The sequence below is a fragment of the Mesorhizobium sp. M0437 genome, from assembly GCF_040321335.1.
Lineage (GTDB): Bacteria > Pseudomonadota > Alphaproteobacteria > Rhizobiales > Rhizobiaceae > Mesorhizobium.
The window spans coordinates 46,606-66,974 of the sequence record NZ_JAMYRK010000032.1 but is presented as its reverse complement, the minus strand read 5'-3'; the positions used below and the strand labels follow the sequence as shown (position 1 = coordinate 66,974).

At 63.1% G+C, this 20,369-nt stretch carries 22 protein-coding genes; 8 read left to right on the top strand and 14 right to left on the bottom strand.

Annotation, left to right across the window (positions count from 1 at the left end):
• Window positions 1-220 precede the first annotated feature (220 nt).
• The gene (locus tag NKI72_RS20320) at window positions 221-1,246 is read left to right on the top strand and encodes an IS110 family RNA-guided transposase (protein ID WP_352469319.1); all 1,026 of its coding nucleotides are present in this window, start codon (window positions 221-223) and stop codon (window positions 1,244-1,246) included.
• A 434-nt stretch (window positions 1,247-1,680) separates the two neighbouring features.
• On the opposite strand, the gene NKI72_RS20315 is transcribed toward NKI72_RS20320, so the two are convergent.
• The 7 genes from NKI72_RS20315 to NKI72_RS20285 all read right to left on the bottom strand — a co-directional run bounded on the left by NKI72_RS20315 (window position 1,681) and on the right by NKI72_RS20285 (window position 7,226).
• Entirely contained in the window at window positions 1,681-2,172 is a 492-nt protein-coding gene (locus NKI72_RS20315; protein ID WP_023674071.1) for a F0F1 ATP synthase subunit B, read from the bottom strand.
• Window positions 2,173-2,182: 10 nt separating this feature from the next.
• The gene (locus NKI72_RS20310) at window positions 2,183-2,758 is read right to left on the bottom strand and encodes a F0F1 ATP synthase subunit B (protein ID WP_352501992.1); all 576 of its coding nucleotides are present in this window, start codon (window positions 2,756-2,758) and stop codon (window positions 2,183-2,185) included.
• Window positions 2,759-2,839: 81 nt separating this feature from the next.
• Window positions 2,840-3,064, bottom strand: coding sequence for a F0F1 ATP synthase subunit C (locus NKI72_RS20305; RefSeq protein ID WP_006206606.1), 225 nt, complete (start codon window positions 3,062-3,064; stop codon window positions 2,840-2,842).
• 67 nt (window positions 3,065-3,131) lie between these two features.
• A complete protein-coding gene (locus tag NKI72_RS20300; RefSeq protein WP_352501993.1) occupies window positions 3,132-3,890 on the bottom strand; it encodes a F0F1 ATP synthase subunit A in 759 nt (252 codons plus the stop codon).
• 70 nt (window positions 3,891-3,960) lie between these two features.
• On the bottom strand, window positions 3,961-4,359 hold the full coding sequence (locus NKI72_RS20295; protein ID WP_352473359.1) for an AtpZ/AtpI family protein: 399 nt from the start codon (window positions 4,357-4,359) through the stop codon (window positions 3,961-3,963).
• 255 nt (window positions 4,360-4,614) lie between these two features.
• Window positions 4,615-5,799 (bottom strand): cell wall hydrolase, encoded by a 1,185-nt coding sequence (locus tag NKI72_RS20290; RefSeq protein ID WP_352612340.1) that lies wholly within the window; start codon window positions 5,797-5,799, stop codon window positions 4,615-4,617.
• A gap of 290 nt (window positions 5,800-6,089) precedes the next feature.
• Complete coding sequence (locus NKI72_RS20285; protein ID WP_352850647.1) at window positions 6,090-7,226, bottom strand: MFS transporter; 1,137 nt, start codon at window positions 7,224-7,226, stop codon at window positions 6,090-6,092.
• Between the two features lie 120 nt (window positions 7,227-7,346).
• Here NKI72_RS20285 and NKI72_RS20280 point away from each other — a divergent pair, with 120 nt between their 5' ends.
• Window positions 7,347-8,264: a LysR substrate-binding domain-containing protein gene (locus tag NKI72_RS20280; RefSeq protein WP_352850646.1), complete on the top strand. Its 918-nt coding sequence runs from the start codon at window positions 7,347-7,349 to the stop codon at window positions 8,262-8,264.
• Window positions 8,265-8,274: 10 nt separating this feature from the next.
• Here NKI72_RS20280 and der read toward each other — a convergent pair whose 3' ends face one another.
• On the bottom strand, window positions 8,275-9,708 hold the full coding sequence (der, locus tag NKI72_RS20275) for a ribosome biogenesis GTPase Der (protein ID WP_352501998.1): 1,434 nt from the start codon (window positions 9,706-9,708) through the stop codon (window positions 8,275-8,277).
• 6 nt (window positions 9,709-9,714) lie between these two features.
• A complete protein-coding gene (locus NKI72_RS20270) occupies window positions 9,715-10,380 on the bottom strand; it encodes a tetratricopeptide repeat protein (RefSeq protein ID WP_352501999.1) in 666 nt (221 codons plus the stop codon).
• Window positions 10,381-10,583: 203 nt separating this feature from the next.
• Here NKI72_RS20270 and NKI72_RS20265 point away from each other — a divergent pair, with 203 nt between their 5' ends.
• The gene (locus NKI72_RS20265) at window positions 10,584-11,576 is read left to right on the top strand and encodes a polysaccharide deacetylase family protein (protein WP_352850649.1); all 993 of its coding nucleotides are present in this window, start codon (window positions 10,584-10,586) and stop codon (window positions 11,574-11,576) included.
• 28 nt (window positions 11,577-11,604) lie between these two features.
• Here the strand turns inward: NKI72_RS20265 and sbmA are convergent, their stop codons facing one another.
• From sbmA to NKI72_RS20250, 3 genes are all read right to left on the bottom strand, one after another.
• Window positions 11,605-12,882, bottom strand: coding sequence for a peptide antibiotic transporter SbmA (gene sbmA, locus NKI72_RS20260; protein WP_352496676.1), 1,278 nt, complete (start codon window positions 12,880-12,882; stop codon window positions 11,605-11,607).
• Between the two features lie 115 nt (window positions 12,883-12,997).
• Complete coding sequence (locus NKI72_RS20255) at window positions 12,998-14,152, bottom strand: YbfB/YjiJ family MFS transporter (RefSeq protein WP_352612339.1); 1,155 nt, start codon at window positions 14,150-14,152, stop codon at window positions 12,998-13,000.
• 113 nt (window positions 14,153-14,265) lie between these two features.
• Entirely contained in the window at window positions 14,266-14,475 is a 210-nt protein-coding gene (locus tag NKI72_RS20250) for a hypothetical protein (RefSeq protein ID WP_352850645.1), read from the bottom strand.
• A 97-nt stretch (window positions 14,476-14,572) separates the two neighbouring features.
• Between NKI72_RS20250 and NKI72_RS20245 the strand changes: the two genes are divergently transcribed.
• From NKI72_RS20245 to NKI72_RS20235, 3 genes are all read left to right on the top strand, one after another.
• Window positions 14,573-15,487: a LysR substrate-binding domain-containing protein gene (locus NKI72_RS20245; RefSeq protein ID WP_352850642.1), complete on the top strand. Its 915-nt coding sequence runs from the start codon at window positions 14,573-14,575 to the stop codon at window positions 15,485-15,487.
• An 80-nt stretch (window positions 15,488-15,567) separates the two neighbouring features.
• Window positions 15,568-16,824 (top strand): aminopeptidase, encoded by a 1,257-nt coding sequence (locus tag NKI72_RS20240; protein ID WP_352850641.1) that lies wholly within the window; start codon window positions 15,568-15,570, stop codon window positions 16,822-16,824.
• Window positions 16,825-16,881: 57 nt separating this feature from the next.
• Window positions 16,882-17,238: a DUF488 domain-containing protein gene (locus tag NKI72_RS20235; protein WP_352569431.1), complete on the top strand. Its 357-nt coding sequence runs from the start codon at window positions 16,882-16,884 to the stop codon at window positions 17,236-17,238.
• Between the two features lie 191 nt (window positions 17,239-17,429).
• Here the strand turns inward: NKI72_RS20235 and NKI72_RS20230 are convergent, their stop codons facing one another.
• Window positions 17,430-17,783: an ArsC family reductase gene (locus tag NKI72_RS20230; protein WP_352615203.1), complete on the bottom strand. Its 354-nt coding sequence runs from the start codon at window positions 17,781-17,783 to the stop codon at window positions 17,430-17,432.
• Between the two features lie 169 nt (window positions 17,784-17,952).
• Here NKI72_RS20230 and NKI72_RS20225 point away from each other — a divergent pair, with 169 nt between their 5' ends.
• Together NKI72_RS20225 and NKI72_RS20220 are read left to right on the top strand one after the other, a co-directional pair.
• Window positions 17,953-18,303, top strand: coding sequence for an ArsR/SmtB family transcription factor (locus NKI72_RS20225; protein ID WP_352850640.1), 351 nt, complete (start codon window positions 17,953-17,955; stop codon window positions 18,301-18,303).
• Entirely contained in the window at window positions 18,300-18,785 is a 486-nt protein-coding gene (locus NKI72_RS20220; protein WP_502896663.1) for an SRPBCC family protein, read from the top strand. Before NKI72_RS20225 ends, NKI72_RS20220 begins: the two co-directional genes overlap by 4 nt.
• 126 nt (window positions 18,786-18,911) lie before the next feature.
• Here NKI72_RS20220 and NKI72_RS20215 read toward each other — a convergent pair whose 3' ends face one another.
• Window positions 18,912-20,339, bottom strand: a complete 1,428-nt coding sequence (locus tag NKI72_RS20215; RefSeq protein WP_352850638.1) for an aldehyde dehydrogenase family protein — start codon at window positions 20,337-20,339, stop codon at window positions 18,912-18,914.
• Window positions 20,340-20,369 lie beyond the last annotated feature (30 nt).

Below are 20,369 nucleotides of genomic sequence, written 5' to 3'. Positions count from 1 at the left end.
GATCGTGTTAACTTCCATTGTGGACGCTCCCTCTCTTACGGTGGCTGTCAAACACCACCATTCTGGCACATCGATGCCGTCGAGGGGGCGTCCACATGGGGTAATCGCGGGAGCGACGCGCCCTGGAACCGATCATAGTCTTGGAGGGTGGCTGTTCCCCGATAAGATGAAATACGGGCTCACGACTGGACGCCGGGCCCAGCATCAACGGAGAACAGCCATGGAAGAACATATCGGTCTCGACGTGTCGATGAAAGAGACGGCAGTGTCGATCCGCCGTGAAGGCGAACGGATCTGGCGCGGGAAGTGCGCATCTGATCCCAGGATCATTGCCGAGCTTGTCCGCAAGCGGGCGCCGGCCGCAAAGCGCGTCGTGTTCGAAACCGGCCCGCTGTCAGTTTGGTTCTATCATGCGCTGCGCGCCGAGGGATTGCCAGCCATCTGCATCGATGCGCGCCATGCCAAAGCCGCTCTCGATATGGCGGCGAACAAGACGGATGCGAATGACGCCGATGGTTTGGCGCGTCTTGCTGAAGCAGGATTCTTTCGCGAGGTGCGCGTGAAAGGCTTCGACAGTATGTTGACCCGCACGCTCGTGGCAGCACGCACTCGGCTGGTCCGGATCACCGTCGAGCTTTCCAACCAGATCCGAGGGATCATGAAAACGTTCGGCTTGCTCGTTCCCGCCGGTAAGGGAACTACATTCGAAAAGAATGTCCGGAGCCTTCTTATCGATCAGAGCGAGCTTGCTCCTGTCGTCCTACCGATGTTGGAAGCCTGGCGCAGCATTCGCATCCGTGCCGCCGAGCTTGGGCGCCAGCTTGTCGCAGATGCACGTCAAAGCCAAGCATGCCGCATACTCATGTCGATCCCCGGCATCGGCGCCATTACCGCAACCTCTTTCGCCACTGCCATTGAAGATCCGGGCAACTTCAAGAAGTCCCGCTCTGTTGCCGCTTGGATCGGCCTGACAACTCGCCGCTACCAATCGGGAGAAGTCGATTATGACGGCCATATATCCCGACGCGGCGATCGACATTTGCGGGGACTTCTCTATGAGGCTGCGGCGGTCATCCTGACACGCAGCTCGATCGACAGCAGCCTGCGCACGTGGGGCCTCAAGCTCCGGGAGAGGGTTGGCTTCAAACGAGCTGCCGTGGCTGTGGCGCGCAAACTGGCGGTGATAATGCATTCGATGCTCAAGACCGGTGAGTTCTTTGATCGAAATGCAGGCGCCACAGCATGAAATCTTGCGAATAGCGTTCAGGATCTGAGCGCCTGAGACGTCCCTGCCGGGACGTGAGCCGAGCCATTCCGCTGATGGGGTTGCACCGCTGTCTCAGCAAAGTGCGTCGTCCACATTGAAGGCTCGTCCGCGGAGCTCGATCATGCGGCGACTGATGTCGACCGCGAAGACAACCATGCACCCGGCAGCGTCGTCTCGACGCAATTACATGCTTGACGTCCCAGCGGCGATTAGACAACCCCATCACTATCCGTTCTGGCGCGACGCCATGCGGGACGAAAGAAGAAGGCTGGCGCTTCACGCGCGGCGACCCGCTCTGGCCTGCCGGCCATCTCCCCCTCGAGGGGGGGAGATTACGCGCTCAGTCGCTTTCGCCAACAAAAAAGCCGCCAGGTTTCCCGGGCGACTTTCGATGAATTTCTCGTCGAAGTCGCTTAATTCAGCTTCGACTTCAAATCCTGCAGCGAGGCGTTGAACAGGTCGGCGCCGGCCTTGGCGTCGATCTTGCCGGCCAGCAGCGCCCGCGCGGCTTCGACCGCGATGTCGACAGCGCTGGCACGCACTTCGCCGATCGCTTCGCGTTCGGCCTGGCCGATCTTCTGCTCGGCCAAGGCGGTGCGCCGGGCGACATAGTCCTCGGTCTTCTTGTGCGCCTCGGCGGCAAGCATGTCGGCTTCACGCTTGGCGGCGGCGACGATGGCCGCCGCCTCCTGCTCGGCTTCCTTGCGCTTGCGCTGGTATTGGCCAAGCAGCTGCTGGGCTTCTTCGCGCAACCGGCGCGCTTCCTCGAGCTCGGAGCTGATCTTGTCGGCACGCGCATCAAGCGCCTTGGCGATCATGCCCGGCACCTTGATGTAGATGGCGATGCCGAGGAAGATTACGAGGGCAACAGTTGCCCAAAGCGTCGCGAGAGATGTGGCGTCCATGATGCGCTCCTCACCCGGCCACGGATTTGACCGCGGCCGCGATTTCGGCCTTGCTGGCCTTGCCGCCGACAAGCGCCTCGACGATGGCCGAAGCAGTGTCCTCGGCGATCGTGCCGACTTCCTTCATGGCATTGGCCTTGATAGAAGATATACGCGCCTCGGCCTCGCCAAGCTTCTGGTCAAGCGCTGCCTCGATCGTCTTGCGGGCAGCCTCGGCTTCCGCCTTGGCCGCATCGTTGGCCTGCTGGCCGATCGCATTGGCCTTGCCCTTGGCTTCCGCCAATTCCTGCTCATAGGCGGCAACGGCGGCATCGGCCTCGCTTTTCAGCCGGGCAGCATGGTCGAGATCCTGGGTAATGCGGTCGTTGCGCACGTCGATGATGCCGCCAACGCGCGGCATCACCACCCGTTTCAAGAAGAGATAAAACAGCCCGAAGGTGATTGCCAGCCATAGAAGCTGCGAGGGGTACGTCGCCGGATTGAATGGCGGGAACGTGCCGTGCGCCTCGGCAGGCACGCCGGTGCTAGCGCTGCCGCCTTCGACGGCGGGCGCGGACTCTTGCGCAAAGGCAGATGTCACGAACATGGACTATCCCCGAAATTCAGGCCCGCCGCAGGATCGCGGCCGGCCTGTTCAATTCTTCCCAATGTTCAGCCGAACAAGCATTCAGCCGAACAAAGCGAGAAGCGCGATGAGAAGCGAGAAAATACCCAGCGCTTCGGTCACGGCGAAGCCGAAGATCAGGCGGCCGAACTGGCCGTCGGCTGCCGACGGGTTGCGCAGCGCGCCCGCCAGATAGCTGCCGAAAATGTTGCCGAGGCCAATGCCCGCGCCGCCCATGCCGAGGCATGCGATGCCGGCACCGATGTACTTTGCTGCTTCTGCGTCCATTTGTTCAACTCCTTTGGATCTAAAATTCCGTTGCAAAATCGATCCGGCGGCAATGCCGGAAACCTTGTCAGTGCCCGGGATGCAGGGCGTCGTTGAGATACATGCAGGTCAGCACCGCAAAGACGTAGGCCTGCAGGAACGCGACCAGCAGCTCCAGCGCCGTCAGCGCCACGGCCATCGCCAGCGGCAGAACCGAACCAGCCACGCCGACCGCGCCGAGCGCGCTCAGGCTGACGACAAACCCCGAGAACACCTTCAGCGTGATGTGACCGGCGAGCATGTTGGCGAACAGACGAACCGACAGGCTGACCGGACGCGAGACGAAGGAAATCACCTCGATCAGCACCACCAGCGGCAGCAGGTAGACCGGCACGCCATGCGGGACGAACAGCTTCAGGAAGCCAAGGCCGTGCTTGGTGAAGCCGTAGACGAGGACCGTTCCGATCACCAGCGCAGCGAGGCCGAAAGTGACGATGATGTGGCTGGTGATGGTGAAGAAATACGGGAACAGGCCAAGCAGGTTGGCGACAAGCACGAACATAAACAACGAGAACACGAAGGGGAAGAACTTCATGCCTTGCGTGCCCGCGGCGTCCCTCAGCATATTGCCGACAAATTCATAGGCCATTTCCGAGACCGACTGAAGGCGGCCCGGAACCAGGCTGCGGCTCGACGTGCTGAGGTAGAGAAACGCCGATGCGACAGCGACCGTCGCAAGCATGAACAGAGCCGAATTGGTGAAGGACAGGTCGTAGCCGCCGATGTGAATCGGAATGATCGGATGGATCTGGAACTGGTGGATCGGATCGACCTTGTCAGCAGCCACTTTAAATCCCCATCAAAGCCGCAGACGGCTTCAGCATTCTGTTCAATGCGCCGGCATGCGGCGCCTCAATTCATTCTTTCGGATCGCGCGGTTTGTCGCCCGTTCCGAATTCCGACACAAGCCCGGCTGAACGCAGGACGTTGAGCACGCCGGCGACAAAACCCAGCAGCAGCCCGACTATCAGACCCCATGGCGATGTCCCCGCCACGCGATCGATAAACCAGCCGAGAGCCGCACCGACCACTATCCCGGCGATGAACTCGCTGGACAGCTTGAGCGCCTGGCCGTACCCGGCCACACTGCCCGTTTTCCCGTCGTCTTTCCCCTCGAGCCGGTCCGGCCGCCTTGTCGCAAGCGATGCTTCAAGGTCGCGCCGGCGGCGCTCAAGATCGTCGTCGCGGATGTCGGCTTCATGCTGCTTGCCGCGGCCGGTTTTGCCGGTTCCGTCTGGCCCATTCTTGTCGGCCACGCAACCCCCCTGCCCGGTCAGACCGTCACCGTCCGTCCGCTTCTTAAAGTCGCCGGCAACATAGTTAGAGGGTCCGCGCCCGTCAAGCCACGGGCGGACGTTCAAGCTCAAGTATTTTTTCGTTATAAATCAGCCACTTGCTCGGGTGCGACATCGTGCCCGACGCGGTCTCTGGCGGGCTGCGGCCGAATCCCCGCGGCGATGCGTCTTCGATCGGCCGCTCTCGCGCGAAAGACGCAAGGGCTGCCCGAGCGCTCAGCTCCAGCCGCCACCATAGGTGCGGTAGAAGATGTGCAGGCCGATCCTGGTCATTTTCTGCATCGTCCGCGCCCAGCCCGGATGGACGTAGTTGGCGTAGTAATGGGTCGACGAGCCGACTTCCGGAATGAAGATCTTGCCGGCTGTGACGGCCATGGCGACATCCTGGGCGGTCTTGTAGGCAGCGGGGTTGTCGATGCGCTTCTTCCTGCCGTCGCAGGCGAAGGAAAACTGGCAGCGGTTGAACCAGTTGTCGTTCTGGTAGACGACGCCGCAGATCGAGTTCGGATAGGCGGGGTTGCGGACGCGGTTGAGGATGACCTGGGCGACGGCGGCCTGGCCGCGCACGGATTCGCCGCGCGCTTCGAAATAGATGCCGTTGGCGAGACAGGCCTGCTCCTGCTTGGAAAAAACGCTCGCCGGCAGCGGCGTCTGCATCCAGGAATGGTCGCCCTTGCTCAGCGGCGGAATGAAGCGGCCGTCGTTCGGGTCCTCGTCCTGCAGCAAGGCCTCGAAGGGCGACGCCTGTGCATAATCGGGAGCGGACGAGGCGTAGGCGGTCGCCAGCACGTCAGGATGATCATTGTTGACCAGCGCGGCAAGCATCGCCGGTACGCCGGGATCCGGCTTCTTGTCGATGCGCGTGTGGAAGGCGGCGGCGATCTGGATTTCCTTGCCTTTGATCTCGGGCTTGGCGAAAGCCATCCTCAGGCCGCTGTCCATGCTTGGGCGGAGCAGCGAAGAGGTGCGCTCGAAGATCGAGCCGGCATTGAAGTTCTTCGGCGGCGAGACGGGCGAGACCTGGATGATGCGGCCCTTCTTGTCGGCACGCGTGATGCGGTTCTCGTCCGGCGTCGTGCCGGCGATGCTGCCCTTGCCGCGAAACGAAACGGCGCCGATGCCGGGTAGTTGGACACCGGAGCCGGAGAGCGAGCCGGTGCTGCTGGAATCGAGGAAGGGCATTTCGGCGGCGTGAACGGAGCCGGCGACGGATTTCTCGACATAGGCGTTCCAGCGGACGCTCGGCGCCTCAAGACCGGAGACCAGGCTTGTCATGTCCTGATAGGCAGCGACCGTCGGAAAGCCGATCCAGATGCCAAGGCCAATAACGAGGGGAGACAGGAAGGAACGCTTTTTCTCACCGGCGGCGGCGACAAGCCGCGTCAAAACACGTCGATGCACGGAACTCTCCAGAAACGCAACGGACCCCACTGGAGAGCTACAATGATGCATTAACCTTGATGGGGCGTTAACAGCTTAGAACGTTGTTTTCCCATCTCGTGTCGAAGTCAGGCGCTTTTGCGGCCGTCGCTTGACGGAAGAAAGATCGGCCAGGCGATCAGCGCGCAAATAGCCGCACCCAGCCAGACGCCTGCCCACGAGCAGAGCACGAGAAGCCCGGGAATGGCGATCGGCACCAGGAAGAAGGCGATGAAGACCAGGCTGTTGGCGAGGCCGAGCGCCGTTCCGGCCTAGCTGGCGCCGGCCAGCGTCGCAAGCTCGGTGTAGGCAACGCCGTGCCAGGAGGAGACGCAGACGCCGGCCACGACCAGCATCGCAACGATCGCCGGCGACAGCATCGGCGCTTGGCCTGACAAGAATTGGCCCGAAAACAAGACGAGCGCCGCAAGCACGGTGAAGGCGGCCACGCTCAGCATGCTGCACAGACGCAGGAACGACCGGCGGTTGCCGTGACGGTCGGTGTAGCGGCCGCTCCAGACGCGCATGACCATGGCGCCGACCTGCACGGCAGCGAGGCTGGCGCTGATCACGGCTGTTCCCATGCCGGCGAAATCATGCAGGAACACGGAAGCAAAGGTGAGCACCGCCACCTGCGGAAAGCAAAGCAGGCCAATGGCTGTCGCGATGCGCCAGACGGCCGGGTTGCGCAGCGGCGCCGGGCCGGCCGGCTTTGCCGCGCTGCTCGAACGGGCGGCGTCATGCGCCGGCGGCTGATGCAGCCAGCGCCAGGCGAGCGAGGTCGAGACCGCGGAGGCAGCCGCCAGCAGTCCGAAGACCGCCGTGAAGCCATGGGCCGAAGCGAGCGACGGCAGCACCAGCGCGCCAAGCCCGCCGCCAAGCGGCACCGCCGTCTGCCTGATGCTCATGGCAAAGCCGCGCTCGCCTTCGCCGAACCAGGCCATGATGGCGCGGCCGCTGGAGCCGTTGACGCTGCCGCCGAGCAATCCGGTGACCAGCAGGGCAGCGGCGAGAAGCGCGATGCCGGGAATATGGGCCGGTGACGGCACGACCAGCGCGGCCATGACAAGCAGCCAGACCGCGGTTGCGCCGAGCCCCGTCAGCAGCACGCGGCGGTCGCCCCAGCGATCGGTCAGCAGCCCCCACGGCAATTCGCTCAGCGCCACACCCAGGCCGAGAAGACCAAGCGCCAGGCCGAGCTCGCCATTGGAGAGATGATAGCCCGAGCGCAGGAACACCGCCGTGGCCGGAATGCCGGAGAAGGTCGCGGAAAAGCAGGCATTGGCGGCGACGCCGATGCCCAGCACCTTCCAGCGATGATTGGCTCGAAGCACCGCCGCCTCTGACGGGGTGGTAACGGCGGCCGGGCGAAGCGGTTTGCATTCTGCTCGTGTGGCGACAGCGGACATGGTTCAGCTCCTGCATGGGTCGGCTGCATTCGGTCTTGACGCGCTCTCTCTACCGCCATAGCTTCGTACTGAATATCAGGAAGTTTTTGACGTAATGTCCCGAATATCAGGATTATTGGCATGCGACGCGTGACATTCGATCTCGACGTTCTGCGCAGCTTCGTTACCGGCATGGAGCTGGGCAGCTTCGCCAAGGCCGCCGACCGGCTCGGCCGCTCGACCTCGGCAATCAGTGCGCAATTGAAGAAGCTGGAGGAGCAGGCGGCGATGCCGATCTTCCGCAAATCTGGGCGTGGCCTGGCGCTGACGGACGCGGGCGAGACCATGCTCGGCTACGCGAGGCGGCTGATCGAGCTCAATGACGAGGCCGCCTCCGCCATCCACGATGTCGAGCTGGAGGGTTGGGTGCGGCTTGGGCTACAGGAGGATTTCGGCGAGGCCGTGCTGCCGGAGGTGCTCGGGCGCTTCGCCCGCGCCCATCCCAAGGTCAAGATCGAGGCCAGGATCGCACGCAGCCATGAGCTTGCCGAACGGATCATTTCGGGCAGCCTCGATATCGCGCTTGCCTGGCACAATGGCGCGACGCTGCCCTACAGCCGGCATGTCGCCGACGTCCAGATGCGCTGGATCGGCCCGGCAAAACAGATCGAGATCAGCCTGCGTGATGGCGAGGCGTTGCCGCTGGTGGCGCTCGAAGCGCCGTGCCTGCTGCGCAGCGTGGCGACCGAAACGCTCGACCGCGCCGGCCTGGCATGGCGGATGGCCTTCTCCAGCCCGAGCCTTGGCGGCATCTGGGCAGCCGTCGCCGCCGGGCTCGGACTGACGATCCGCACCGATATCGGCCTGCCGGCCACCGTCAGGGCGATGACGCCGGAAATCGCCGGGCTGCCCGCCTTGCCCAAGATGGCGCTGTTCTTGCACCGCAAGGAGGCCGAGCCCGACCCCGTGGCAGCGCGGCTTGGCGACATCCTGCTGCAGGCAGCGCTGGAAGCCTTGCCGCAGACACAACCGGCGCCCGTTCTGCGCAACGTAGCGTAGAGGCAGAGGCTCAGTGGCGCTTCTTTGCCTTGCCGGCGAAAGGATTGTCCGAGGTGCGCAAGGCGATGCGGATCGGCACGCCGGGCATGTCGAAAGCCTCGCGCAGGCTGTTCGAGAGATAGCGGACGTAGGATTGCGGCATCGCATCCGGCCGTGAGCAGGAGACGACGAAGCCCGGCGGCCGCGTCTTGGCCTGCGTGACATATTTGATCTTCAGCCGACGCCCGGCGACAGCGGGCGGCGGATGATGCGCCAGGATGCCTTCCAGCCAGCGGTTGAGCTTGCCGGTCGACACACGGCTGTTCCAAACTCGATGCGTCCGGATGACGGCATCCATCAGCTTGTCGAGGCCACGCCCGGTCTCGGCCGACACCGGCACCGCCTGCATGCCGCGCGCCTGCGGCAGCAGCCGCTCGGTTTTTTCGCGCAGCTCGGCCAGCAGCTCCTGGGGATGGTCGACAAGATCCCATTTGTTGAAGGCGATCACCGGGGCACGGCCCTCGCGGATGATCAGGTCGGCGATCTGCAGATCCTGCTTCTCGAAGGGAATGGTGGCGTCGAGCACGATGATGACGATTTCGGCAAAGCGGATGGCGCGCAAGCCGTCCTGCACCGACATCACTTCGAGCTTTTCGTGGATCCTGGCCTTGCGGCGCATGCCGGCGGTGTCGAACAATTTTAAGCGGCGGCCATGCCAGTCCCAGTCGACCGAGATGGAATCGCGAGTGATGCCGGCCTCAGGGCCGGTCAACAGCCGCTCCTCGCCGATTAGTGCGTTGATCAGCGTTGACTTGCCGGCGTTGGGGCGGCCGACGACGGCGATGCGCATCGGCTTGGTGTCGTCATAGCTCGGCTCGGCGTCCGGGTCGGTGATGTCCTCGCCGATCAGCACCTCGCTGGCGGCGACCTCATCCTCGCCGGCCTCTTCGTCCTCGCCGAAGGCGCGCGCCTCGCCAAGTACCGCGATCACCGCGTCGCGCAAATCGGGCAGGCCCTGGCCGTGTTCGGCCGAGACCGGGATCGGTTCGCCAAGGCCGAGCTCCCAGGCCTCCAGCATGCCGCCCTGGGCGCCGCGTGCCTCAGCCTTGTTGGCAACGACGACAACCGGCTTGCCGGACTTGCGCACGATCTCGGCGAACGTCTTGTCGTCGGGCATCAGCCCGGACTTGGCATCGATCGTAAAAAAGATCAGGTCGGCCTCGCGGATGGCGATCTCGGTCTGGGCGCGCATGCGGCCGGGCAGCGTCGAGGCGGCCGCATCCTCGAAGCCGGCGGTGTCGATGACGTCGAAATGCAGGTCGTAGAGCTTTGCGGCATGGACGCGGCGATCGCGTGTGACGCCGGGCGTATCGTCGACAAGCGCCAGCTTTCTTCCCACCAGCCGATTGAAAAGGGTCGATTTGCCGACGTTAGGCCGGCCGATGATGGCGACTTTGAAGGTCATGGACTATCACGACACGCCGCCCGAGCCGCGGATCAGCTCGGACATCAAAGTCGCCCGCTCGCGCGTGTTGCGCGGGGCGCCGTCATCCGCGGCGATCTGGTCGAACAGCTTCAATGCATCCGCCGCCTTGCCTTCCTTCCAGGCGGCAAGGCCAAGCGCCTCGCGCGCCGTATGGCGCAGCGTGTTGGTGTCGGCGGTGAGCGCCTCGACGCGGCTGGACACATCGGCGAAAGTGCCGTGGTCGACCAGTAGCAGCGCTGCCCTGAGGCGCGCCATGTCGCGAATGCCGGAGGGAATCTTGGTGTCGGCGGCGACCTCGTCGAAATCCTTGACGGCGGCGTCGACGTCGCCCTTGTCCGCCTTGACGGTTGCCGCGCGCATGCGGGCGAGCAGCGGATAGGCGCCGTAGCCGTCCTTCTCCAACGCCTCCAGAGCGGCAAGCGCCTCGTCGTTCTTGCCGTCATTGGCAAGCTTCAGCGCCTGCGAGAAGGCATCGCCGGAGCGGTTGGCGCGGGTCTCGTCCCAATAGCGGTAGCCGACGAAAGCAGCAGTGCCGAGCACCACCAGCACGGCCAGCACGAGCAAGGCGGGACCGAAACGGTCCCACAGCGCATGCGCCTGGTCGCGACGAATCTCTTCGTTGACTTCGCGGATAAAACTGTCGTCCGACATGGATCAAAACCATTCATGCCCCGGCCGGGGCGGTTGATGAGCCCGCGTTTTAGCGAAATTTTGCCGGCATGGAAGGGGTTCGGCGGGAAAATCGCCTATTCACGAGGCAGTCGCCGCCAACGGCGGCCGACAGGTCGATCGTACCCGTGCCATATTTCACCGGTAGGCGTCGCTTCTACATTCCTTGACCCGGTCAGATGCCTTTGCCCCGTTTGTCCCGCGTTGTTACGTTTTCCATTGCCGTGTTTGCTGCCGGCGCGGCTTGCGCCGACCCGCCGGCGCCGCCGGCAAAACCGAAGCAGATCGTCATCATCTCATTCGACAGCGCCCGCGACATTTCGCAGTGGCAGCGCAGCCGGGCGCTGGCCCGGCGCACAGGCGCGCATTTCACCTATTTCGTCTCCTGCGTGTTCCTGTTGTCGCCCGAGACACGCAAGGAATACACCGCGCCCGGCAAGACGGAAGGCAAATCGAATATCGGCTTTGCCGCCTCCAAACAGGAAGTCGCCGAGCGGCTCGAGCAGATCAACCTCGCCGCCTCGGAAGGCCACGACATCGGCAGCCATGGCTGCGGCCATTTCGACGGCAAGGACTGGAGCAAAGCCGACTGGCTAAGCGAGTTCGGCTCGTTCAAGCATATTCTCCAAAACGCCTATTCGATCAACGGCATTGCTCCTGAACCGAAGGGCTGGCGCGATTTTGCCCGCAAGTCGGTGGTCGGGTTCCGCGCGCCTTATCTGTCGGCAAACAAGGCGCTCTACGAGGCGCTGCCCGCGGCCGGCTTCCTGCTCGACGCAAGCGGCGTCTCGCGTGGGCCGGTTGAGCCACCGACCGTCAACGGCATCACGCGCTTTTCGCTGCCGCAGATCCCGGAAGGACCGAGCTCAAGGCGGGTGATCGCCATGGATTACAATCTCTATGTCAGACATTCCGGCGGCTTCGAGCGGCCGAGCATGGCGGAAGAGTTCGCTGACCGGACCTATAACGCGTTCCGCGCCGCCTTCGATGCGCAATACCAGGGCAAGCGCATTCCGCTTGAGCTCGGCTTCCATTTCACGCTGATGAATGACGGCGCCTACTGGAACGCGCTGGAACGCTTTGCCGGCGAGGTCTGCGTCAAAGCGGACGTCGAGTGCATCAGCTTTCGCGATTATGTTTCGCGGCGAGGCGAAAGGCAGGCGGCGGTGGGCGGCTGAGCCGCAAGTGATCGCCGCCCGATACTTTTTAGCTTACCGGCTGATCCTCAGGGCGCAAGCCGGCTTGCTCACGTTCGAGATAACGCTGGTCGATTTCGGGCAGTGGCTCGCCCTCGAGCGTCGCCTCGAAGGCGCGCAGGCGCTTGTAGATCGAGATCAGTTCCACGACCGTCGGCCAGGCATTGACCAGATACTGAAATGAAGATCGGACCTGCTCAAAGGAGTTGAGAATCTGGTTCAGAGCGCCGAGCTTGATCTTTCCCGCGACCATCGTAGGAACAAGAACAATATATGGAAATATATTGTCGATCTGTAGATAGAATATTCTAGCAACGTTAAAATATAAGTAGTGGAAATATTTACGAAAATAGATGCTTCTTACGCTTCTAAAAAGGTCAGCGACAGTTGGCGGTTGGGCGCGATCTGCATCGTCCTCACCATAGACCAATTCTTTGCGGTAGGCTGCCTCGACACGTTGGGTGCGGAATTCGAGACCCGGCAGTTTGATTCCTACCGCAGCTAAGAAAGTAGTTCCGAAGGCCGACCAAAGGATTGCTACAACGACCAGGGAGTAAGGCACCGTGCCGACAATCGGCAGTTCCGTGACGTTTTCAGAGAGATGCAGCAGCACGGGAAGGAACGCTATCAGTGTCATGATGGACCCGACTAAGCTTACGCCCAGATCCTCCATCGTGCTGGAGAAGCGCATCGTGTCTTCTTGAACACGCTGGGACGCACCTTCGATGCGCCTCAATCTTTCCCAGTTGGTCATGTAGTATTCGTTCATTGCGGTGCGCCAACGAAATATCCAATGACTTACAAAAAACCGGTTGAGGGCGCCAACGGTCACAGCCAGAAGCGCAATCCACATGATTGTCAGCAGTTGGATATAGAAGTCCCACGGCGTCGTAGAGTACGGTGTGCCTAAAGCCTTCTGAATAAGATCGTAGAAAGGGCCATACCAGTCATTGAAGGCGACATTTACCTGCACCTGGTAATAGATCACAAAGAGAATCAGTGAGGTGCCAAGAATCGACCAATTCCGCCATGGATGAGGTCGGTACCAGGCCCAAAAGCCGTAGAAGATGAGGACGACAGCCGCAAAATATATATAGAACCAGAGAAATGGCTTCGACCAAAAGAGCGACACGCCAATGATCTTGTCGACGCCGGCGGCCATCGGGGGCAGTCCAAACACTGCTCCAAGTTGCTCTCCTCCAAAAAACCAAAACAGAACGGCCGCGAGGCTCCAGACGGCGACCGAACTGAAGAACAGCTTCGGCTGCGGAAAAAACGATACGAACACTGTGGCGAAATCCTCGGTCGATGCGCAAATCAGCGGGGTTCAGCGGGCATAAAGTCACACATTAGTGGGAAAGAAAATGCCCGTGCCCGATGCCCGCAACCGAGCAAGACCATAATCATGGCGATTTTGGCGCAGCCGACCAGGCGATCGCGCCGGAAGCGAGCAGGACGGCGGCGGCCACGATCGAGGCAAGGAAAAAGTTGCCCGAGGCCTGCGCAAGCAGCCCGGCGACGATCGGGCCGATGATCTGGCCGAGGCCGAAGGCGGCCGTCATCACCGCCAGCATCCGGCGTGGTGCTTGCGGAGCAAGCTGCCTGCCGGCCTGCAGGCCAAGCGCGGTGATGGCGATGAAGGTGCCGCCGACAAGAAGGCCGCCGAGCAGCGGCCCGGTGCGCCCGCCCATGGCGACGCTGGCGCTGACGCCGACCACCTCGACCAGGCACCCCAGTGCGTAGGTGGCATAGAGCCCGATCCTGGCCGTAAGCTTCTGCCACAGCCAGACCGAGGGGAAACCGGCAAGGCCGGTGACCATCCAGACCACGGCCTCGAAGACGCGGCCGCCGCCGCCCTGGCGGACGATGGCGACCAGGAACGTTGCCGTGACGATGTAGCCGAAGCCGAACAGGCCGTAGGCGACAATGACCTTCACCAGCGACCGGTCTTTCGGCAGTGCCGGCTCGCTCCCGGTGGTGCTGTTCGCGGCCGAGGTGCCGCCGGCCAGCAAGGCGACGGCGGCAAAGCCGCAGGCCGAAATCACCGCCGACCACAGCCAGCCCGCCGCCCAGCCGGCATGTTCGGTGACGAGGAGCGCCAACAGCGCCGAGGACGCCGCGATGCCGAGGCCGACACCGCCGAAATACAGCGCCTGCAGGTCGTTTCGCCCGGCCGCGGCGAGATGACCGAAAACGATGCTGGTCATGAAGACCAGCACGAAGGCACTGGCGAGGCCGGCAAGAAAGCGGATGAGGAGAAAGCCGGGCATGGTGCCGCTCAGGCCCATCAGGCCGGCGAGGATCGCGGTGGCGGCAAGGCCGGCCAGCATCAGCTGGCGCTCGCGGCCTTGCGCCCAGCCGCCGGTGGCGGCAAGCGCGCCGACGAGGTAGCCGAGATAATTGGCCGATGCGATCCAGCCGGCATCGGCCGGCGACAGGCCGAGCTCTTCCATCATGCCGGGCAGGATCGGCGTATAGACGAAACGGCCGATGCCCATGGCGACGGCCAGGGCGATCATGCCGGCGATTGCCAGGCGCAAGGGCGAAGCGATGTTCATCGCGGTGCACCATAGGTGCGCCTGACGGCGAGACAATCCGCCTTTTATTGGGCCAGAAGGGCTGCGCAGCCGCGTCGGCGGCCGGCTCACCTGAAGTGCCAGCAAGTCCTTGTTCAGCCGCAGCAGGTCCTTGGCGGGGCGGTCTCGAAGCGGGTACGACGCGCGGTCAGCCTGAACGGCATGTCGGCGAGTTCGCGCTCCGACATGGTGTCGAGCACCGGATGCGACAGCGGATCAGTCACCCAGCTGGTGGCCTCGCTGTCATCCTGGTGCGGCTGCGTTCCGATCGAAGAAAAGGCGCCGAGCCATGATAAAATCTTCATCGGATTTGCCTCCTCACTCTGCGTAACCCACTTAGAATCCGCCGTTCGTTAGCGTCTGGCAATTGAGATTTCCGCCGCTCCAGTTTAGAAAAACTGTATGGCTACTCTGAACCGCGTCCATCTCAACGGCTTGCGCGCCGTGGAAACCGTTGCCCGCCTGGGCTCGGTTGCGGCGGCGGCCGGCGAGCTCAACGTCTCGGTCAGCGCCGTCAGCCAGCAGATCAACCGAACAGAAAAACAACTCGGCCGGGCGCTGTTCGAACGAACGCCAGCTGGCCTGGTGGCGACCGAATTCGGCACCGTCTTTACCGCGCGGCTCAGCGCAGGCTTCCGCGAACTCGCACATGCGGTGGCGCTTGCCGACGAAAGCTCGGAGTGCACGCTGGTGGTTTCGGTGGCGCCGGCTTTCGCCTCGAAATGGCTGCTGCCGCGGCTGTCGCGGCATTTTGCCCGCCATCCGAACGTGCTCCTGCGCATCGATGCCTCGGTGCGGCTTGCCGATCTCGATCGTTCGGACATCGACGTCGCCATTCGGCTCGGCGACGGCAAATGGCCGGGCGGGCGCGCCGAATTGCTGCTGGCGCAGGAGGTATTTCCGGTCTGTGCACCGGTGATCGCCAGCAAGCTGAAATCGATCGAGGACCTTGCTTTGACCTGTGCGATCACGGACGAAAGATCGATGATCAGTTGGGAGAGCTGGTTCGAAGCGGCCGGGGTGAAGCCGGTCACCTTCATGAAGGGCGCACGCTTCACCGATCCGATGCTGTGCCTGGAATCGGCGATTGCCGGTCACGGCGTCATGCTCGGCTGGCAGTTGCTGGCCGCCGACGCACTGGCCGACGGACGTCTCGTCGCGCCATTCGGCATACGCGCCCAGAGCGGCCTCGGCTATTGGCTGGTGACCTCGGCCAGCAAGAGCGAAAGCCGCAAAGTCAGGGATTTCAAGACCTGGATCCGCGAAGAGATCGAGGCGACGATGGCGCAGTTCAGGTCGATCGAGAGCGTCAGCTAGACCTGCCGGCACATCACGGTGGAAAGGTCGGCAGCGCCGGTCTATGTAAGAAACAGTCCCCAATCACGGCAGGCAGGATCATGACCACACATTCGCGCGGCGTTTCCGCAAGCATCGACCCGGTGAAGCTCGACAGGCTGGCGGAGGTCGCCGTCAAGGTCGGGCTGCAATTGCAGCCGGGGCAGGATCTGGTGCTGACCTCGTCTATTGCCGCGCTGCCTTTGACGCGGCGCATCATCGAGCACGCCTACAAGGCAGGTGCCGGCCTGGTGACGCCGATCTTCAACGACGATGAGATCACGCTCGCGCGCTTCCGCTACGGCGCCGACGCCGGTTTCGACCGCGCCGCCGGCTGGCTCTACGAAGGCATGGCAAAAGCCTTCGCCAACAATGCGGCGAGACTCGCCGTGCGCGGCGAGGATCCGTCGCTGCTTTCGGCGCAGGACCCGGCAAAGGTGGCGCGTGCCAACAAGGCGAATTCGATGGCTTACCAGCCGGCGCTGGAGAAGATCACCGGCTTCGACATCAACTGGAACATCGTCGCCTATCCCGATCAGGCCTGGGCCAAGCAGGTATTCCCGGACGACGCCGACGACGTCGCCGTGGCCAAGCTCGCTGACGCTATCTTTGCCGCCTCGCGGGTGGATGTCGAAGACCCGATCGGCAATTGGACGGCGCACAATGCGGCGTTGAAGAGCCGCACCGAATGGCTGAACGGCCACAATTTCCACGCGCTGCATTTCACCGGCCCCGGCACCGACCTGACCGTCGGGCTGGCCGACGGCCACGAGTGGATGGGCGGCGCCTCGACCGCCAAGAACGGCATCACCTGCAACCCCAACATCCCGACCGAAGAGGTTTTCACCACGCCGCATGCAAGGCGCGTCGAAGGCCATGTCACCAGCACCAAGCCGCTGTCCTATCAGGGCACCCTGATCGATGGCATTGCGGTGCGTTTCGAGGCGGGCCGCATTGTCGAGGCCAAGGCCACGAAGGGCGAGGATGTGCTGCAAAAGGTGCTCGACACCGACGAAGGCTCGCGCCGTCTCGGCGAGGTGGCGCTGGTGCCGCATTCCTCGCCGATCGCCAAGAGCGGGCTGCTGTTTTTCAACACGCTGTTCGACGAGAACGCCGCCTGCCACATCGCGCTCGGCCAGTGCTATTCGAAGTGCTTCGTCGACGGCGCCTCGCTCAGCCAGGACGAGATCGCGGCGCGCGGCGGCAACAAGAGTTTCATCCACATCGACTGGATGATCGGCTCGGACAAGATCGACATAGACGGTGTCCATAAGGACGGCAGCCGCGTGCCGGTGATGCGCAAGGGCGAGTGGGTTTAGGCCCGGGATCTCTAAACGAAGGCCAGCAAGCAGCGGCGCCTGCTGGCCCATGCGGAGTTGGCAATGGAGCTCGCGGTCAAGCGCATCTATGAGCCGCCGGCGCCCGATGACGGGCAGCGGGTGCTCGTCGACCGCATATGGCCTCGCGGCGTCCGCAAAGAGGACGCGGCGCTGACGCTCTGGCTAAAGGACATCGCGCCAAGCAATGGGTTGCGCAAATGGTTCGGCCATGAGCCGGCGCGCTGGGCGGAGTTCCAGCGGCGATACCGCGATGAGCTCGACCGGAACGGCGAGGCGGTGGCGGAACTACGTGCCTTGCTCCGTGAAGGCAAGGTGACGCTGCTCTACGGCGCCCATGACGAGGCGCACAACAATGCGGTGGCACTGGCGAGCTATTTACGTGGGATCAATTAGCCACGCCGGCGGGACAGCGCCCCCCTCTGGCCTGCCGGCCATCTCCCCCTCAAGGGGGGAGATTGGCAGCTTCGCCGAAAGCGCCCTTCTTTGGAGACTAGCAAAAGCCGAAGTGACATCCAATCTCCCCACCAGAGGGGGAGATGTCCGGCAGGACAGAGGGGGGCGCGACGGATCGCGGCGGGTCGGTTCTACTTCCCACTCACCGCCTGCTGATAAACATCGGGCTTGAACCCGACGAGAACCCTGTCGCCAAGTTCCAGCACCGGACGCTTGATCATCGTCGGTTTGGCCAGCATCAGCGCCTTGGCCTTCTTCTCGTCCAGGCCCAGTCTGTCCTCGTCCGACAGTTCACGGAACGTTGTGCTCGCCTTGTTGAGCAGAATTTCCCAGCCGACCTTGCCTGACCAGCCGTTCAGCCGATCCGCCTCAAGCCCGTCTGCCCTGTAGTCGTGAAAGCGATAGGCAACATCGTGGCTCGCCAGCCAGGAACGCGCCTTCTTGACCGTATCGCAATTGGTGATGCCGTACATGGTGATCGTCAAAACGCGTCCTCGGACCAGTCGAATCTGACGGCACCCTAAAACCGCGCCTCTCACTTTTCCAGCGGCCTCGCCGGCCGTCTGCGATTTTCGCGCTTGCCAATAGTAAGGAATCTTCCTAACTATTTCCCGAGCTAATTTTCTCACGAAATAGCCGAGGCAAGGAAACGACATGACGGGCCGGCAGACCGAAAGCCCCCCGCCCATTGACGGCATTTTCCGGGCGCTCGCCGATCCGACCCGGCGACGCGTGGTCGAGCGACTGAACCGAAGCCCCGCCTCGGTCAGCGAGCTTGCCCGGCCGTTCGAGATGGCCCTGCCATCCTTCATCGAGCACCTCAGGGTTCTGGAAGGCTGCGGGCTGGTGCATTCGGAAAAGGCCGGCCGCGTCAGGACCTACCGGCTCGCGCCGGAGCCGTTGAAGCTCGCGGAAAACTGGTTGGCCGAGCAGCGTGCGCTGTGGGAGCGCCGTCTCGACCAGTTCGACAACTACGTGCTGAAACTCAAGGAGACAGACAGATGAATATGGTCCCGTTGTTCCAACCCGATCCGAAGCTCGACCTCGTGCTCCAACGGACGATCGAGGCGCCGCGAGAACTGCTGTGGATGGCCCTGACGAGACCCGAGCATGTCAGCCAATGGTTCACGCCGAAGCCGTGGATCATCACCGATTGCGAGATCGACCTGCGGCCCGGCGGCCTGTTCCGCACCCGCATGCAGTCGCCCGACGGCAAGGAGGTCAACGATCGGCGTTGCTGCTACCTCGAGATCGTCCAGGACGAGCGGCTGGTGTGGACCGATGCGCTGCTGCCCGGCTACCGGCCGTCAGGCGACCCATTCATCACAGCCGTCATAGCGCTGCAATCGCATGGCGAGACGACGCGCTACACCGCCACCGCCATCCACCGCGACGAAGCCACGCGCAACAGCCACGAGGAGATGGGCTTCTACGACGGCTGGGGCACGGTGGCGGATCAGTTGGCCGGCTATCTCAAGACGATCTGAGGCGACCCTGCTTCGCACTCACATTGCGGCCACGCAATCGTTGTGGCCGTTCAGCCGAACGCCGGTGCCGAAGGCACCAACGCTCGCAACAAACTTGACGGTTGGCGTAATGCCAATGTTGAACGCTCAGGCGCCGTAGCCGATGATGCCCTTGATCTCGAGGAAGTCGTGGATCGCCCAGTCGGCGTATTCGCGGCCGTTGCCGGACTGCTTGTAGCCGCCGAAGGGCGCGAACGTGTCCCATTCCGGATAGTTGATCGAGACCTGCCCGGCGCGTAGCCGGCTGGCAATCTTGCGGGCGTGGTCGATATCCCCGGACTGCACATAGGCAGCCAGGCCATAGACGGTGTCGTTGGCGATCTTCACCGCATCATCATCGTCATCGTAGGAGATGACCGACAGGACCGGCCCGAAAATCTCCTCCTTCTCGATGGTCATGCCAGGCCTGACGTGGCCGAAAACGGTCGGTCGCACATAATAGCCACGGTTGAGGTGTTCCGGCCGGCCGGGGCCGCCGGTGACCAGCGTCGCACCCTCGGCGATACCTGCCTCGATCAACCGCTGGATCTTGTCGAACTGGACGTTGCTGACCACCGGCCCGAGCTTGGTCTCCTCCGAGCGCGGGTCGCCGACCTTGTGCCGTTCGGCGGCCTTTCTGGCGATCGTCAGCGCCTCGTCGTGACGGCCGGCCGGCACCAGCATGCGGGTCGGCGCATCGCAGGACTGGCCGCTATTGCCGAAGCAGGCGTTGACACCCTTGCGCACCGCCGTCTCGAAGTCAGCGTCGGGCAGCACGATGTTGGCCGATTTGCCGCCGAGCTCCTGCGCCACGCGCTTTACCGTCTCGGCCGCCGTCTTGGCGACGATGATGCCGGCCCGGGTCGATCCGGTGAACGAGACCATGTCGACATCGGGATGGCCAGCCATGACCTGGCCGACATCCGGACCGGTGCCATTCACCATATTGTAGACGCCCTTCGGCGTGCCGGCGGCGTCCATCACCTCGGAAAAGATGATGCCGCTGATCGGCGCGATTTCGGAAGGCTTTAAAATGACGGTGCAGCCGGCGGCGATGGCCGGCGCTACCTTGCAGACTATCTGGTTGAGCGGCCAGTTCCACGGTGTAATCAGCGCGCAGACGCCGATCGGCTCCTTGACCACCATGGTGGTGCCGCGCTTCTCGCTGAATTCGTAATCCTCCAGCGCCTTGATGGTGGCTTCCATATGCGCCCTGCCCGCCCAGGCCTGCGCCTCGCGCGCCCACCTGATCGGCGCGCCCATTTCCTGGCTGACCGCCTGGGCGATGTCCTCGTAGCGCTCATTGTAGACTTCGAGGATACGCTTCAGCAGCTTCAGGCGCTCGGCCTTGGTCGTTTGCGAAAAGGCCGGGAATGCCGCCTTGGCTGCAGCCACGGCCTTGTCGACATCGGCTTTCGAGCCGACCGAGATTTTGGTGTAGGCCTCTTCAGTGGACGGATCGATGACATCCAGTGTTGCCGGAACCACGGGGCCGACCCATTTGCCGCCGATGAAAAAATTGAGATGATTGCTCATGGGCCGTGCTCCGGTTTTCTGGAAATGAGT

Bases quoted from the DNA above. Each gene is read 5' to 3' on its own strand.
- NKI72_RS20255 (WP_352612339.1), bottom strand. From the start codon at position 14,152: ATGAACATCGCTTCGCCCTTGCGCCTGGCAATCGCCGGCATGATCGCC.
- NKI72_RS20310 (WP_352501992.1), bottom strand. From the start codon at position 2,758: ATGTTCGTGACATCTGCCTTTGCGCAAGAGTCCGCGCCCGCCGTCGAA.
- der (WP_352501998.1), bottom strand. From the start codon at position 9,708: ATGACCTTCAAAGTCGCCATCATCGGCCGGCCTAACGTCGGCAAATCG.
- NKI72_RS20270 (WP_352501999.1), bottom strand. From the start codon at position 10,380: ATGTCGGACGACAGTTTTATCCGCGAAGTCAACGAAGAGATTCGTCGC.
- NKI72_RS20315 (WP_023674071.1), bottom strand. From the start codon at position 2,172: ATGGACGCCACATCTCTCGCGACGCTTTGGGCAACTGTTGCCCTCGTA.
- NKI72_RS20225 (WP_352850640.1), top strand. From the start codon at position 17,953: ATGACGGGCCGGCAGACCGAAAGCCCCCCGCCCATTGACGGCATTTTC.
- NKI72_RS20215 (WP_352850638.1), bottom strand. From the start codon at position 20,339: ATGAGCAATCATCTCAATTTTTTCATCGGCGGCAAATGGGTCGGCCCC.
- NKI72_RS20285 (WP_352850647.1), bottom strand. From the start codon at position 7,226: ATGTCCGCTGTCGCCACACGAGCAGAATGCAAACCGCTTCGCCCGGCC.
- NKI72_RS20305 (WP_006206606.1), bottom strand. From the start codon at position 3,064: ATGGACGCAGAAGCAGCAAAGTACATCGGTGCCGGCATCGCATGCCTC.
- NKI72_RS20240 (WP_352850641.1), top strand. From the start codon at position 15,568: ATGACCACACATTCGCGCGGCGTTTCCGCAAGCATCGACCCGGTGAAG.
- NKI72_RS20250 (WP_352850645.1), bottom strand. From the start codon at position 14,475: ATGAAGATTTTATCATGGCTCGGCGCCTTTTCTTCGATCGGAACGCAG.
- NKI72_RS20220 (WP_502896663.1), top strand. From the start codon at position 18,300: ATGAATATGGTCCCGTTGTTCCAACCCGATCCGAAGCTCGACCTCGTG.
- NKI72_RS20245 (WP_352850642.1), top strand. From the start codon at position 14,573: ATGGCTACTCTGAACCGCGTCCATCTCAACGGCTTGCGCGCCGTGGAA.
- NKI72_RS20320 (WP_352469319.1), top strand. From the start codon at position 221: ATGGAAGAACATATCGGTCTCGACGTGTCGATGAAAGAGACGGCAGTG.
- NKI72_RS20280 (WP_352850646.1), top strand. From the start codon at position 7,347: ATGCGACGCGTGACATTCGATCTCGACGTTCTGCGCAGCTTCGTTACC.